Raw genomic sequence first — 13,684 nt, forward strand, 5'->3', positions numbered from 1 at the left:
GCCATGAGCACTGAAATCAACAGCACTGACGCCATCAAGCAGGACCGCATCAACAAGGCGGTCTGGAACGCCTGCGATACCTTCCGCGGCACCGTCGACCCGAGCATCTACAAGGACTACGTCCTGACCATGCTGTTCGTGAAGTACCTGTCGGACGTCTGGCAGGATCACTACGACCAGTACAAGGCCGAGCACGGTGACTTCCCGGCGCTGATCCATGAGCTGATGCAGAACGAGCGTTTCGTGCTGCCGCCGGACGCCAATTTCTACGCCCTGCACGAGGCGCGTCATGAGCCCGGCAACGGCGAGCGCATCGACAAGGCCCTGCATGCCATCGAAGAAGCCAACACCGGCAAGCTGGCCGACGTGTTCCAGGACATCAGCTTCAACTCCGCCAAGCTGGGTGACGAGAAGCAGAAGAACGAGATCCTGAAGTCGCTGCTGGAGGACTTTGCCAAGGACGACCTTAACCTGCGCCCGAGCCGGGTGGGCAAGCTCGACATCATCGGCAACGCCTACGAGTTCCTGATCAAGCAGTTTGCCGCCTCGTCTGGCAAGAAGGCCGGCGAGTTCTATACTCCGCCGGAGGTCTCCGAGCTGATCGCCGAGCTGGTGGCGCCAAGGGAGAACGACGAGATCTGCGACCCGACCTGCGGCTCCGCCTCGCTGCTGCTGAAGTGTGCCAACCAGATCCGCAGCGCCTATGACGGCTCCAAGCGCTTTGCCCTGTATGGCCAGGAGGCCATCGGCAGTACCTGGGCGCTGGCCAAGATGAACATGTTTCTGCACGGCATCGACAACCACAAGATCGAATGGGGCGATACCCTGCGTAACCCCAAGCTGCTGGACGGTGAGGGCAAGCTGAAGCACTTCGACGTGGTGGTGGCCAATCCGCCGTTCTCGCTGGAGAAGTGGGGCCATGAGGGTGCCGGCAGCGACCCCTACGGGCGCTTCCGCCGCGGCGTGCCGCCCAAGACCAAGGGCGACTACGCCTTCATCCTGCATATGATCGAGACGCTCAAGCCACCTGGTGCTGGAAAGAAGGGGGGACGCATGGGCGTGGTGGTCCCCCACGGCGTGCTGTTTCGTGGCTCCAGCGAAGGCAAGATCCGCAAGCAGCTGATCGATGAGGGCATGCTCGATGCGGTGATCGGCCTGCCGGAGAAGCTCTTCTACGGCACCGGCATCCCGGCGGCCATCATGGTGTTCCGCAAGGACAGGACCGACGACAAGGTGCTGTTTATCGACGCCAGCCGCGAGTTCGTTGCCGGCAAGAACCAGAACCAGCTCAGCGACGAGAATGTCGCCAAGGTCGTGCGTACCTATCAGCAGCGCGAAGAGGTCGACAAGTACAGCCACCTGGCCACGCTGGAGGAGATCCAGGAGAACGACTACAACCTCAACATTCCCCGCTACGTCGACACCTTCGAGGAAGAGGAGGAGATCGACCTGATGGCAGTGCGCGCCGAGCGCCACAAGCTGCAGCAGCGGCTCGAGGAGCTGGACCGCGAGATGGAGGGGTATCTCAAGGAGCTGGGCTATGTCTCGTGAGCCCGAGCGGCGGCCTAAGCAAGGATCTCAGCGTTCAGATCTAAGCCCCCAGCTGGTGGAAGAGATCCGCCAGCTGGTTGGCGCCGCCCGGCGTGAGGTGGTGCAGGCCGTCAACAGCACCATGGTACAGACGTATTGGCACATCGGGCGCCTCATCGTTGAAGACGAGCAGCAGGGCGAGGTGCGGGCCGTCTACGGTAAGCAGCAGCTGCAGCGGCTCTCCGAGGAGCTGACACAGGAGTTTGGCAGGGGCTTTGATATCACCAACCTGCGTACCATGAGGCGCTTCTATCAGGCTTTTCCAATTCGAGACGCAGTGCGTCTCGAATTGAGCTGGACGCACTACCGCGTCCTGCTGCGGGTCGAAAGTGAGGCGGCCCGGCGGTGGTATCAGCAAGAGGCCATCGAGCAGGGATGGAGCGCGCGGGCGCTGGAGCGGCAAATCGGCAAGCTCTATTACGAGCGGTTGCTGAGCAGCCGTGACCGAGCCGCGGTGCAGGAAGAGGCGCAGGCGCTCACGCAACCGCTGGCGGAGCAGGATACTCGGCACTACCTGCGCGACCCTTATGTGCTCGACTTCCTGGACCTGCCCAGCGAGCGCTACCTGGAAGCCGACCTGGAGCGGGGGCTGATCGACAACCTCCAGGCGTTCCTTTTGGAACTGGGCAAGGGCTTTGCCTTCGTCGCCCGTCAGCAGCGCATCAGTACCGAGGATCAGGACTTCTATATCGACCTCGTCTTCTACAACTTCAAGCTCAAGTGCTTCCTGCTGGTCGACCTCAAGCTGGGCAAGCTCACCCACCAGGACGTGGGCCAGATGGACAGCTATATCCGCATCTATGACCAGCACCGTAAAGGCAATGACGATAACCCCACGATTGGGCTGATCCTGTGTAGCCAGAAAAGCGAGGCGGTGGTGAAGTACTCGGTGCTCACCGACAGCGAGCAGATGTTCGCGGCCAAGTATTTGCCCTATCTGCCCTCTGAAGAGGAGCTACGGCGTGAACTGGAGCGTGAGCGGGTGCTGGTGCAGCAGCAGATAGCGGCAGCTAGCCCCGGGGAAGGTGACCATGAGTAAACGTTTCGCCCATCTGGACTGGCTGAAGGCGCAGCTGGACCGGCACCGGCCGCTACCGCGCCAGGTGGTGGAGAATCTCCACGACTCCCTGGGGCTGCAGTGGACCTATCACAGCAACGCCATCGAGGGAAACACGCTGACCCTCAAGGAGACCAAGGTCGTCCTGCAAGGCATCGCCGTAGGTGGCAAGACCCTGCGCGAGCACTTCGAGGCGATCAACCACCGGGAAGCGATCCTGATGGTGGAGGAGCTGGTCAGCCAGAACGAGCCGCTTTCAGAGTGGCTGATCAAGTCGCTACACCAGCTGGTGTTCAAGAACATCGACGACGAGCATGCCGGGGGCTACCGCCAGGTCAACGTGATGATCTCGGGGGCTGATCATCGGCCGCCAGAAGCGCATATCGTGCCCCAGGCCATGAGCGATTTTATCGCCTGGTACCGTGACGAAGCTGACCAGCTGCACCCGGTCGAGCGCGCCGCCCGCGTGCACGGCGAGTTCGTGAAGATCCACCCCTTTATGGACGGCAACGGCCGCACCTCGCGGCTGCTGATGAACCTGGAGCTGATGAAGGCCGGCTTCCCGGCGGCGCTGATCCAGATTGAACAGCGCTTGGCTTACTACGAAGCCCTGGATACGGCCCACTGCAGCGGCGACTACGGGCCCTTTATCGAGCTGCTCAGCGATAGCGTGGAACGCAGCTTCCAGCCCTACTGGTGGGCGTTGGGTGTTGAGGAAGAAGTTGTTGGAAAATCGGCCAGGGAGGAGCGAGATGAGTAAACTACCTGAAGGTTGGGAGTATAAAAAGCTGAAAGACCTTGGTGTTTGCATAACAGGCCTGACCTATAAGCCTGAAGATGTGACGGACCAAGGCGGGCTGCTCGTGCTTAGGTCGTCGAATGTGCAATCAGGCAGGATTGATTTCTCTGACTGTGTTTACGTGAACGCTCATGTTAAGAGTGGGTCAAGAACCAGGGAGGGGGATATTCTAATATGTGTGAGGAATGGAAGTAAGAGCTTGATAGGTAAGTCTGCTGTCATTGATAAGGCTTCGGAGGGCGTTGCTCACGGTGCGTTCATGACGCTTTTTAGATCAAGGCATGGTGATTTTGTTAGGCATCTTTTTAACACGGATCACTATCACAGGGAGGTTAATAAAAATCTTGGTGCAACGATAAATTCCATAAATAGTGGTGATCTTTATGGTTTTAAATTTCCTTTTCCGCCCAAGAAGGAAAGGGAGAAAATTTCATTAATATTGTCTACGTGGGACGAGGCAATAAGCACCACTGAGCGTATAGTCGAAATTAGCCAGCGGAAGAGGCATGCCCTGATGCAGCAGCTGCTTACCGGCAAGCGGCGGCTGCCGGGGTTCACTGTTCATCCTGGAGAGCGCCGGGAGAAGTATGGTGATGTACCAAATGATTGGGAATTCATTGAAATCGGTAGCTTCTCCCGACAGTCCTCTGAGAAAAACCGTGAAGCAGAAGAGCTGCCGGTGCTTTCATGCTCGAAGTACGATGGCTTTGTCGACTCTCTTTCCTATTTCAATAAGAGGGTCTACAGCGAAGATCTTTCCGGCTACAAGGTTATCTATAGAGGTGACATCGGGTTCCCATCAAACCACGTCGAAGAAGGCTCGATTGGCCTTCAGAATCTTTATGATAGGGGGCTGGTCAGCCCGATCTACGTAGTCTTTAGGCCTGATGAGGAAAGGGTAGATCCCGAGTTCTTGTTCAGGCTGTTGAAAACAGACCACTATCGTCAGGTCTTTGCTGCCTCTACAAACGCTTCCGTTGACCGTAGAGGCAGCCTGCGCTGGAAGGAATTCAGTGCCATCAAGGTGCCGCTGCCATCATTGGATGAACAAAAGGCCATCGTGCTTGCACTCAAAACCGCAGATGCGGAAATCGAAGCCCAGCAGCAGCGCCTCGACTGCTTGCGCCAGGAGAAAAGGGCCCTGATGCAGCAGTTGCTCACCGGCAAGCGGCGGGTCAAGGTGGAGGCAACCGCTCCCACCGAGGAGGCCGCATGCTGACGCGCATCCTGATCGACCACTTCAAGAGCTACCGGCGGCAGTCGCTGCCGCTAGCACCGTTGACGCTGCTGATCGGGGCCAACGCCTCGGGCAAGAGCAACGCCATCGAGGCGTTCCGCTTCCTCTGCTGGTTGGGGCAGGGGCAGAAGCTTTCGGTGCTCAAGCATCGGGTGGACGACTCCGAGGAGATCCTGCGCGGTCAGGTGCGCGACCTGGGCTACCTCGGTGCCGATACCTTTCGGCTCGGCTGCCGCCGGGCTGAGAGCGACTGGAACCAGCTGGATATCGCGATCGCTCGGCGCGATGGTGAGCTGCATATCACCCAGGAAACCATCAGCTCTCCTAGCGAGGCTTTTCCTCTCTACCAGGTGGAGCAGGTATCCCAGGGGCTCAGTACCGATATTCGCGTGGCCTACAACAACTTCGCCCGGGGCGGGCGCAAGCCACAGGTGACCTGCACCGACCAGATCGCTGTGATGTGCCAGCTCGCCAGTTCGGCGATGTTCCAAGAGGGGCACGACAAGGCGCGCCATGTGATCCCGCCCACTACCCAGGCGTTTCAGGACCAGCTGGTGGCCACGCTGTTTCTGGACCCGGTGCCCGCGCTGATGCGTGACGACAGCCACCCGGATCGCACGCTGCGCGGTGACGGTGCCAACCTTTCGGGTGTGCTCTATCAGCTCTGGCAGGCCGAGGAGAACCGGCCGCGGATTCTCGATTTCATCAAGAGCCTGCCCGAGCAGAACGTGACCGATGTGCGCTTCTTCGAAGACCGCAAGGGTCGCGTTGCGCTCTCCCTGGTAGAGAGCTTTGGCCATCAGGAGCGGGAGTGGTCGGTGGAGCTGCTCTCCGACGGCACCCTGCGGGTGCTGGCCATCGCCGCAGCGATGCTATCCGCCCCGGAGGGGGCCGCCGTGGTCATCGAGGAGGTCGATAACGGCATCCACCCCTCGCGGGCCTTTCAGCTGATGGAGACCATGCGGCGGCTGGCGGAGCAGCGCCACCTGCGCCTGCTGCTCTCCACCCACAACCCGGCGCTGATGGATGCACTGCCTGACGCCTCGTTGGGCGACGTGGTGTTCTGCTACCGCGACCCGGAAGAGGGCGACAGCCGCCTGGTGCGGCTGGCCGACCTGGAGGACTACCCCGGCCTGGTGGCCCAGGGGCCGCTGGGCGAGCTCGTGACCCGCGGCGTGGTCGATCGCTTCGTGAAATCTCCGGTATCGCCCGAACAGAAGAAGGCCAAGGCGCTGGATTGGCTGGCCAGGATGCAGGGAGGCGAGTCGTGAGCTGCGTCTGCCTGATCGATACCAGCGTGCTACTCAACCTGCTCAATGTGCCTGACCGCAATCAACAGCTGGCGGAAGTGACGGCGGACTATCGCCACTACGCCGAGCTGGGAGCGACCTTCATTCTGCCCATGGCGACCATTCTGGAAACGGGCAACCATATCGCCCAGAACGGTAACGGCACCAAGCGCCGAGAGACCGCCGCTCGTTTCTGCGACATGGTCCGCGCTTCATTCACCGAGGACAACCCGCCCTGGCAGCCGAGTGAGTTCCCCAGCATCCAGGAGGTGACGACCTGGCTGGACCGTTTCCCCGACCTGGCCGGTCAGAACAAGTCGCCAACCCGTACCGGCGAGGGCACCAGCTTCAGTGACCTGAGCATCATTGCCGAGTATGAAAAATGCTGCCGGCGCTTTGCCATGTCGGAAGTCTTCATCTGGTCGCTGGATAGCGACCTTGCCTGCTACCACCATCGGCCATAAGGGATGCCATGACCGCTCGCCTCACCCCCAACACCACCGAGCTCTACGCCTCGCATATTCCCGCGCTGGCCACGCTGATCAATGCTGGCTGGAGCTACCTGCCGCCCGCTCAGGTTGGCGAGCTCCGGCGCTCCAACCGGGAAGTGGTGCTCAAGCCGCTGCTGGAGGCGTACCTTCGGCAGCATCGCTTCGAGTACCGCGGCGAGCGCTATCCGCTCTCGGCGGATGGCATTCAGCAGGTGGTCAACGGGGTGCTGTCGCTGGGTCTGGGCGAGGGGCTGATGGTGGCCAACCAGCGCCTTCACGAGCGCCTGACCCTGGGGGTGACCATCACCGAGTTCATGCCCAACGGCCAGAAGCATTCGGTCACGGTGCCGCTGGTAAACTGGCAGGACGTCGAGGCCAACGACTTCCAGATCACCGAGGAGTTCGAGGTGCTGTCGGCTCACGGCACCCATACGCGGCGCCCCGACCTGGTGGGCTTTCTCAACGGCATTCCGGTGGTGGTGATCGAGGCCAAGCAGGCGGCTTCCGGCAACCCCAACAAGTCAATGATCGACGAGGGTGTCAGCCAGACCCTGCGCAACCAGAAGGTCGACGAGATTCCCCTGCTGTTCGCCTACAGCCAGCTGGTGATGGCGATCAGCCTGACCGACGGCCGCTACGCCACCACTGGCACTCCGGCCAAGTTCTGGATGCGCTGGGTAGAGGAGCAGATCCCTGAGGTGACGTTCGAGCGCCTCAAGAACCAGCCGTTACCGGAAACCACTCGGCAGGCGCTGTTCGCCGATAAGCCCCCCGGCGTGCGCACGCACTTCGAGGCGCTATGGAGCAAGCCGGTGCTCCCCACCGAGCAGGACCGCATGCTGATCAGCCTGCTGCGCCCCGACAGGCTGCTGAAGGTCATTCGCTTCTATCTGCTGTTCAGCAAGGGCAAGAAGATCGTCGCTCGCTATCCGCAGTTCTTCGCCATCGAGGCGCTGATCGAGCAGATCACCCAGTTTTCGCCGGACGGCAGCCGTCAGGGCGGGGTGGTATGGCACACCACCGGCTCGGGGAAGTCGTTCACCATGGTGTTCCTCAGCCAGGCGCTGATTCTGCATCAGGCGCTCAAGGCGTGCCGGGTGTTGGTGGTCACCGACCGGGTCGACCTGGAGAAGCAGCTCTCCAATACCTTTGCCGAGGGTGGCGCTCTGGGCCTGCAGAGCGTGGGGGGCGGGCAGATCGCCAACCGGGCGCGGGCCAGCAGCGGGCGCGAGCTGGCCCGGGAGATCGGTCAGGGCAACCAGCGCGTGCTGTTCACCCTGATCGACAAGTTCCGCTCGGCGGTGAAGCATCCGGAGTGCTACAACCCCAGCGAGAACTTCCTGGTGTTGGTGGATGAAGGGCACCGCAGCCACGGCGGCGAGAACCATGTGCGCATGCGCAACGCCCTGCCGCGGGCCTCGTTCATCGCCTTCACCGGCACGCCGCTGATCAAGCGCGACAAGACCACCACGGCGGAGCGCTTCGGCCCCATCGTGCACGCCTATACCATGCGCAAAGCGGTGGATGACGGCACCGTCACGCCGCTGCTCTATGAGGAGCGGCGCCCTGAGCTGGATATCAACGAGGCCTCCATCGATGCCTGGTTCGACAAGATCACCCTGGGGCTCTCCGACGAGCAGAAGGCGGACCTCAAGAAGAAGTACGCCAAGCGGGGCGCCATCTACGGCGCGAAGCGACGGATCCAGCTGATCGCCTGGGACATCTCGCTGCACTTCGAGCGGCATATCAAGCAGTACCGAAACGGCCTCAAGGCCCAGCTGGCCTGCGACAGCAAACTCTCGGCGATTCGCTACAAACAGGAGCTGGACGAGATCGGCAAGGTGACTTCCCGGGTCGTGATCTCCTCGCTGGATACCCGCGAGGGGCATGAGAGTATCGATGAGGCCACGCTGCCCGAGGTGCAGCAGTGGTGGAAGGCTAACGTCCCCGGTGATGCCGAGGCCTATGAGCGCAAGGCCATCGAGGACTTCGGCGCCGATGGCGAGCCCGACCTGCTGATCGTGGTCGACAAGCTGCTGACCGGCTTCGACGAGCCCCGCAACGGGGTGCTCTACATTGACAAGCCGCTCAAGGGGCACAACCTGATCCAGGCCATTGCCCGGGTGAACCGGCTGCACGAGGAGAAGCCCTTCGGGCTGCTGGTCGACTACCGCGGCATCCTCAAGGAGCTGGATACCGCCATTCAGGACTACCAGGACCTGGAAGAGCAGACCCAGGGCGGCTACGACATCGAGGATATCGAGGGCCTCTATCATAACGTCGACACCGAATATAAGCGCCTGCCCGGCCTGCACGAGCGGCTGTGGCGCTTTTTCGCCGAGGTCGAGAACACCGCCGATCAGGAGGCGTTCCGGCGCGTGCTGATGCCCCACTACGAGCAGGACGAGGACGGGCATGACATCGACGTGCGCCAGGCCCTACGCGAGGACTTCTACGCGGCGCTGACCGAGTTCGGCATGTGCCTCAAGCTCGCCCTGTCGTCGCAGAGCTTCTTCCAGGACAAGTCGTTTTCCGAGGCCACCGTCAGCGCCTACAAGCGCGACCTGCGCTGGTTCGTCAAGCTGCGCCAGATCGCTCGCCAGGACGCCCAGGAAACGGTCGACTACTCCACCTATGAGAAGCAGATCCGCAAGCTGGTGGACAGCGACGTGACTGGCCTTGAAGTGCGCAGCGGCCCCGGCCTCTATGCCGTTGAGCAGCTGGGCCAGCAGCCGGAGGAGGAGTGGAGCGACGAGAAGGCCCGCAACGAGGCCGACCGGATCCGCACCCGCACCAAGAAGACCATCGAGCAGGAGCTGGGGGATGACCCCTACGCTCAAAAGGTATTCTCCGAGCTGCTGCGCCAGGCGATCCAGGAGGCCGATGCGCTCTTCGACTTCCCGGGCAAGCAGTATGCCCTGCTCAAGGAGGTCGAGGAGCAGGTGCGCGAGCGCAACCTGCCAAGCATTCCCGCCGCTCTCAAGGACAACCCCCACGCCCGGGCCTACTACGGCGTGTTCCGACTGCAGCTGGGCGATACCGCGTTCGAGACCATGCCGGAGGAGAAGCATCAGGCGCTGGTAGACGAAGCGCTGGCCATCGATGCCCTGGTCGACCAGCAGGTGGCCATGAACACTCTCAACCCCCAGGACATCGAGGCAGGGATCAGACGGGAGCTGCTTCCTTCGCTGTTCAAGCGCTTCGGCCTGGAGCAGGCCAAGGCAATCATCGATGACGTGATCCATATCGTGCGGGTAGGGCGGCAGCGCGGATGAGCGAGATCCACCATGCAAACGGCCATGAGCAGGCGCCGGCGCAGCACGCCGTGCGCTATGGAGCGCGGTCGCTACCTTTTTACTGGACCCAGCTAGATACCGCGGCAACGCCTAGGCCCCGCAAGGCGGTGATTCACGTGCACCCCAACGGCGAGGTCGAGGTGCAGACGCCCAGCGGTACCTCGCTTGCCGAGGCCAAGAGGGCCCTGCTCAAGCGTGCCCGCTGGGTGGTAGAGCACCTGGATGCCATTCATGAGCGTCAGCGTCACGTGCTGCCGCGTGACTATGTCAGCGGCGAGACGCTGTTCTATCTGGGCCGTCGCTATGTACTCAAGTGCGTGCCCAGCGAGGAGGAGCGCCACGTCAAGCTGCTGCGCGGCCAGGTCCGCGTGACGGGCACAGACCTGGCCCGGGAGAGGGTCAGGAGTGAACTGCGCGCCTGGTACCGAAAGCGTGCCAATGACGTCTTCCAGCGGCGCCTGAATCACGTCGCAGAGCGGCTACGCTGGCTGCAGGAGCGACCCGAGTGGCGACTGCTGGAGATGAAGACCCAGTGGGGCAGCTGCTCCCCCGGGGGCAGCATCCTGCTCAACCCGCACCTAGTGAAGGCACCAACCGAGTGCATCGACTACGTCATCCTCCACGAGCTCTGCCACCTGGAAGAGCACAACCACAGCCAGCGCTTCTACGACCTGCTTGGCTACGCCATGCCGCGCTGGGAGGCCGTGAAGCACCGGCTGGATGGGATGTCGGAGCTGCTGTTGAATGAGTGAGGTGTCAGGTTTTGGGCTCCCTGCATTCATCGCATAAGAGCAGGGGTGCAAGCTGTACTGGTTATAAACTGGAAGCCATATCCAGGTTACTATGTCGAATTTCTTTCCTTGTTATGGCTCCCGGAGACACCAAACCGCCCAAAAAGGAGCCCCACCTCGTAAAGAAGATACATGGGCACCGCCAAGAGGCTCTGGGAGATGATGTCCGGCGGGGTCAGCAACATGCCCACCACGAAGCAGCCCAGGAAGATGTAGGGGCGTTTCTTCGCCAGGCTCGTCACCGTGGTGGCGCCGGAGGCGATCAGCAGGAAAGTGGCGATGGGAATCTCGAAGGCTACCCCAAAGGCGAAGAACAGTTTGAGCACGAAGTTGAGGTAGGCGTTGATGTCAGTCATCACCGCCACGTTCTCTGGCCCGGTCTGGGTGAAGAACTGGAATAGCAGGGGGAAGACCGCGTAATAGGCGAAGGCCGCACCGGCATAGAACAGCACCACGCTGGAGGTCAGGATCGGCAGCGCCAGGGCCTTTTCATTTCCGTAGAGCCCTGGGGCGACGAAGGACCAGGCTTGGTGTAGGACATAGGGAATGGCGACAAACAGCGCCGCCACAAGGGTCAGCTTGAAGGGTGCCAGGAATGGCGAGGCAACTTCGGTGGCGATCATCTGCGAGCCGTCAGGCAACAGAGCCATCAGCGGCTGGGCGACAAAGGTATAAAGATCGTTTGCAAAAGGGTATAGAGCCAGGAAAATCAACAGGATCACTATCACCGAGCGCAACAGCCGCGAGCGAAGCTCGATGAGATGCTCAATCAGCGGGGCCTGGCCGGAATCGACAGTGTTAGAAGTATCGTTCATCGGGAAGCAGACTCCGTGGTGTGGTGTGCTGGGCGCATCGCCTCCTTGACCGCCATGCCACTCGGGGCACGCGGTGAGGTTGGCTGCTGCTTCGACGGTCCGGGCAGCTCGGGCTCGCGGTAGTTGTCAAGGAATCTGTCGCCTCTGAGGTCATTCAGGCCACCTGTTTTTCCGGTTCGGCGACGGTGACCTGGAGCTCCCGCTCCGGGTTGAGTGACACGGTACCGATCGGCGTCCAGTTGCGGGTCTTGCCGCTCCATCGCGCAGGGTTGGCGTCACGCGCCGCCTGATTGATGACGTGGCGCTTGGCCAGCACCTCCTTATCTTCGCCCGCATGGCGCTGTGCCGGTGTCACCAAGCGAATGCCGCTGTGCCGGTGCTCGTGGTTGTACCACTGCACGAAGCCAGCCACCCACTCGCGGGCGTTGTCGAGCGTGGCGAACCCGTCAGTGGGGTAGCAGGGGCGGTACTTGCAGGTGCGGAACAGCGCCTCTGAGTAGGGATTGTCGTTGCTGACCCGCGGTCGGCTGAAGGATGGCGTGATGCCGAGCTCGTGAAGCTTCTCCAGCAGCGTCGCACCCTTGAACGGGCTGCCGTTGTCCGCGTGAAGCACCAGCGGCTGGTCAATGATCCGCTCGGCCAGCACGGCCCGCTCCAGTACGGTGCGGGAGTTGTAGGCCGACTCGGCCAGGAACACCTCCCAACTGGTGATCTTGCGGCTGAAGATGTCGACCATCATGACCAGGTAGTAGTGCTGTCCCTTGATCGGGCCGCCCAGCCACGTGCAATCCCACGACCACACCTGATTCGGCGCAGTGGCCTGGTAGGTCGTGGGCTTGGCGCGGCGTTGAGGTGGCTTGGCACGGCCCCGATGCACCATTTCGTGGTGCTTGCGCATCACGCGGTAGAACGACGAGGATGAGGCCAAGTAGCGCTGCTCCTCGTCGAACAGGCGCACCACGATCTGCTCTGGCGGCAGGCTGGCGTACTCGGGGCGGTGGCACACGTCGAGGATCTCCTGTTCTTCGGCCGGTGTTAGCGCGTTAGCCGGCACCGGCCGGCCGACCAAAGGGCGCTGGTCCTCGTGCAGCTCGCCGCCGCGCGTCCAGCGCTGGTACGTCCTGGCGGTGATGCCCAGCTCTCGGCAGGCGGCCTCCAGGCGGGCCCCCTGGGCCCTGGCCTCTTCGATCAGCGCGATGGCGCGTTGGCGATCTGGGGTGCTGATCATGCGTCCTCGTCCCCCCAGATCGCCCTCGCCTTTTTTCTGAGGGCCAGTAACGCTGCGGTCTCCGCCAGGGCCTCGTTCTTGCGGGCGAGCTCCTTTTCCAGCGCCTTGATGCGCTTGCGCTGTTGCTTGGCCTCGTCGGCTTCACGCTGGCGTTCCGAGTGCGAGAGGCTGGCGGCTTGCTCGCAGTCATGCCGCCACCGCCCCAGCTGTTCGGGGAAGATGCCCCGACGGCGGCAGTATTCCGCGGTCTCCTGAGCATTCATCGAGGCGGTTTCAAGCACGGCGTTGAACTTGTCCTTGGACGACCAGCCATCGGTGCCTTTGCCCAGCGCGTCCGGCAGGCAACGTCCCTCGGCGCGGGCTTGCTTGCGCCAGGTGTAGACGGTGCCCAGCGAGATCCCTTCCTGCTCCGCGATCACCTGCGGGGAGAGGTTGTGGGGAGGCAGCAGCTTGGTGACCACGGCTTGCCGGCGCTCCTCTGAGTAACGAGGCATGAGTGTCTCCTTTCGCCCCCTGATCGGTTTATAGGAACAGGGTACCAGAGGGCACGACAGTCATCCTGACACTGGGGGCTCGGTGATACGCTCGATGGCGTGCTTTGCCTGCCGTAGGTTGGTGTCTAGGGTATGCTGTTGTTCCTCAAGTGTTTGACACAACTCTTCAGTTTTCAGTTGGGCAGAGATCTCCTGCTGCATGCTGGACAGAGTACGCTTGATCTGGCCTACCCACAGCCCAAGGCCGTGGGCAGCCTTGGGTAGGCGCTCCGGACCCAGCACGAGAAGGCCGACCAGTCCAAGAATCAGAAGTTCGAGAAAGCCGGTTTCGAACATAATACCCTACTTGTTATTTCCATAGTGCTCGGCATGATATGGGGTATAGGGTGTCTCTGTGCCTTCGTGGTCGACATGCTGAGGGGGCATTGAGCCCTTGCTATCTTGGAGTGTGTCTGCCGTCTGCATGGCTTGCTTAAATCCTTTGACGGCGTCTCCCAAGTCACCACCGAGATTGCGCACTTTCCTGGTGCCGAAGATCAGGATGATGATGCCAAGTACAATCAGCAACTGCCAAATGCTAATTCCGCCTAACATAAT

12 protein-coding genes are annotated in these 13,684 nt (G+C 61.6%); 8 read left to right on the forward strand and 4 right to left on the reverse strand.

Features of this window, described 5'->3' with window-relative positions:
- The first annotated feature begins 3 nt into the window (after positions 1 to 3).
- Genes HIR79_RS03175 through HIR79_RS03210 form a run of 8 tightly spaced genes read left to right on the forward strand, consistent with a single transcriptional unit; the run spans position 4 to position 10,511 of the window.
- On the forward strand, positions 4 to 1,551 hold the full coding sequence (locus tag HIR79_RS03175; RefSeq protein ID WP_169956730.1) for a type I restriction-modification system subunit M: 1,548 nt from the start codon (positions 4 to 6) through the stop codon (positions 1,549 to 1,551).
- Positions 1,541 to 2,629, forward strand: coding sequence for a PDDEXK nuclease domain-containing protein (locus HIR79_RS03180; RefSeq protein ID WP_169956732.1), 1,089 nt, complete (start codon positions 1,541 to 1,543; stop codon positions 2,627 to 2,629). The genes HIR79_RS03175 and HIR79_RS03180 overlap by 11 nt, the downstream gene beginning before the upstream one ends.
- Complete coding sequence (locus HIR79_RS03185) at positions 2,622 to 3,407, forward strand: Fic family protein (RefSeq protein WP_169956734.1); 786 nt, start codon at positions 2,622 to 2,624, stop codon at positions 3,405 to 3,407. Before HIR79_RS03180 ends, HIR79_RS03185 begins: the two co-directional genes overlap by 8 nt.
- The gene (locus HIR79_RS03190; RefSeq protein ID WP_169956736.1) at positions 3,400 to 4,665 is read left to right on the forward strand and encodes a restriction endonuclease subunit S; all 1,266 of its coding nucleotides are present in this window, start codon (positions 3,400 to 3,402) and stop codon (positions 4,663 to 4,665) included. The genes HIR79_RS03185 and HIR79_RS03190 overlap by 8 nt, the downstream gene beginning before the upstream one ends.
- The gene (locus HIR79_RS03195) at positions 4,659 to 5,954 is read left to right on the forward strand and encodes an AAA family ATPase (protein WP_169956738.1); all 1,296 of its coding nucleotides are present in this window, start codon (positions 4,659 to 4,661) and stop codon (positions 5,952 to 5,954) included. Before HIR79_RS03190 ends, HIR79_RS03195 begins: the two co-directional genes overlap by 7 nt.
- Positions 5,951 to 6,436 (forward strand): type II toxin-antitoxin system VapC family toxin, encoded by a 486-nt coding sequence (locus HIR79_RS03200; RefSeq protein ID WP_169956740.1) that lies wholly within the window; start codon positions 5,951 to 5,953, stop codon positions 6,434 to 6,436. Before HIR79_RS03195 ends, HIR79_RS03200 begins: the two co-directional genes overlap by 4 nt.
- A gap of 8 nt (positions 6,437 to 6,444) precedes the next feature.
- Positions 6,445 to 9,738 (forward strand): type I restriction endonuclease subunit R, encoded by a 3,294-nt coding sequence (locus tag HIR79_RS03205; protein ID WP_169956742.1) that lies wholly within the window; start codon positions 6,445 to 6,447, stop codon positions 9,736 to 9,738.
- Positions 9,735 to 10,511, forward strand: a complete 777-nt coding sequence (locus HIR79_RS03210; protein ID WP_169956744.1) for a M48 family metallopeptidase — start codon at positions 9,735 to 9,737, stop codon at positions 10,509 to 10,511. Before HIR79_RS03205 ends, HIR79_RS03210 begins: the two co-directional genes overlap by 4 nt.
- Before the next feature lie 89 nt (positions 10,512 to 10,600).
- Here HIR79_RS03210 and tatC read toward each other — a convergent pair whose 3' ends face one another.
- The 4 genes from tatC to tatA all read right to left on the reverse strand — a co-directional run bounded on the left by tatC (position 10,601) and on the right by tatA (position 13,681).
- The gene (gene tatC / locus HIR79_RS03215) at positions 10,601 to 11,365 is read right to left on the reverse strand and encodes a twin-arginine translocase subunit TatC (protein WP_169956746.1); all 765 of its coding nucleotides are present in this window, start codon (positions 11,363 to 11,365) and stop codon (positions 10,601 to 10,603) included.
- Positions 11,366 to 11,519: 154 nt separating this feature from the next.
- Positions 11,520 to 13,087, reverse strand: a protein-coding gene (locus HIR79_RS03220) for an IS3 family transposase (RefSeq protein ID WP_249322131.1) whose coding sequence is annotated in 2 segments (ribosomal slippage) — positions 11,520 to 12,622 and positions 12,622 to 13,087 — 1,569 coding nt in all. Because the reading frame shifts where the segments join, the coding sequence is not laid out codon by codon here.
- A 60-nt stretch (positions 13,088 to 13,147) separates the two neighbouring features.
- A complete protein-coding gene (gene tatB, locus HIR79_RS03225; RefSeq protein ID WP_169956748.1) occupies positions 13,148 to 13,423 on the reverse strand; it encodes a Sec-independent protein translocase protein TatB in 276 nt (91 codons plus the stop codon).
- Between the two features lie 6 nt (positions 13,424 to 13,429).
- The gene (gene tatA, locus HIR79_RS03230) at positions 13,430 to 13,681 is read right to left on the reverse strand and encodes a twin-arginine translocase TatA/TatE family subunit (RefSeq protein WP_169959450.1); all 252 of its coding nucleotides are present in this window, start codon (positions 13,679 to 13,681) and stop codon (positions 13,430 to 13,432) included.
- Between the last annotated feature and the right edge of the window lie 3 nt (positions 13,682 to 13,684).

Origin of the sequence: Halomonas sp. PGE1 (genome assembly GCF_013000985.1) — a bacterium.
GTDB classification, from domain to species: Bacteria; Pseudomonadota; Gammaproteobacteria; order Pseudomonadales; family Halomonadaceae; genus Halomonas; species Halomonas alkalicola.

Bases quoted from the DNA above. Each gene is read 5' to 3' on its own strand.
- HIR79_RS03175 (WP_169956730.1), top strand. From the start codon at position 4: ATGAGCACTGAAATCAACAGCACTGACGCCATCAAGCAGGACCGCATC.
- HIR79_RS03180 (WP_169956732.1), top strand. From the start codon at position 1,541: ATGTCTCGTGAGCCCGAGCGGCGGCCTAAGCAAGGATCTCAGCGTTCA.
- HIR79_RS03185 (WP_169956734.1), top strand. From the start codon at position 2,622: ATGAGTAAACGTTTCGCCCATCTGGACTGGCTGAAGGCGCAGCTGGAC.
- HIR79_RS03190 (WP_169956736.1), top strand. From the start codon at position 3,400: ATGAGTAAACTACCTGAAGGTTGGGAGTATAAAAAGCTGAAAGACCTT.
- HIR79_RS03195 (WP_169956738.1), top strand. From the start codon at position 4,659: ATGCTGACGCGCATCCTGATCGACCACTTCAAGAGCTACCGGCGGCAG.
- HIR79_RS03205 (WP_169956742.1), top strand. From the start codon at position 6,445: ATGACCGCTCGCCTCACCCCCAACACCACCGAGCTCTACGCCTCGCAT.
- HIR79_RS03210 (WP_169956744.1), top strand. From the start codon at position 9,735: ATGAGCGAGATCCACCATGCAAACGGCCATGAGCAGGCGCCGGCGCAG.
- tatC (WP_169956746.1), bottom strand. From the start codon at position 11,365: ATGAACGATACTTCTAACACTGTCGATTCCGGCCAGGCCCCGCTGATT.
- tatB (WP_169956748.1), bottom strand. From the start codon at position 13,423: ATGTTCGAAACCGGCTTTCTCGAACTTCTGATTCTTGGACTGGTCGGC.
- tatA (WP_169959450.1), bottom strand. From the start codon at position 13,681: ATGTTAGGCGGAATTAGCATTTGGCAGTTGCTGATTGTACTTGGCATC.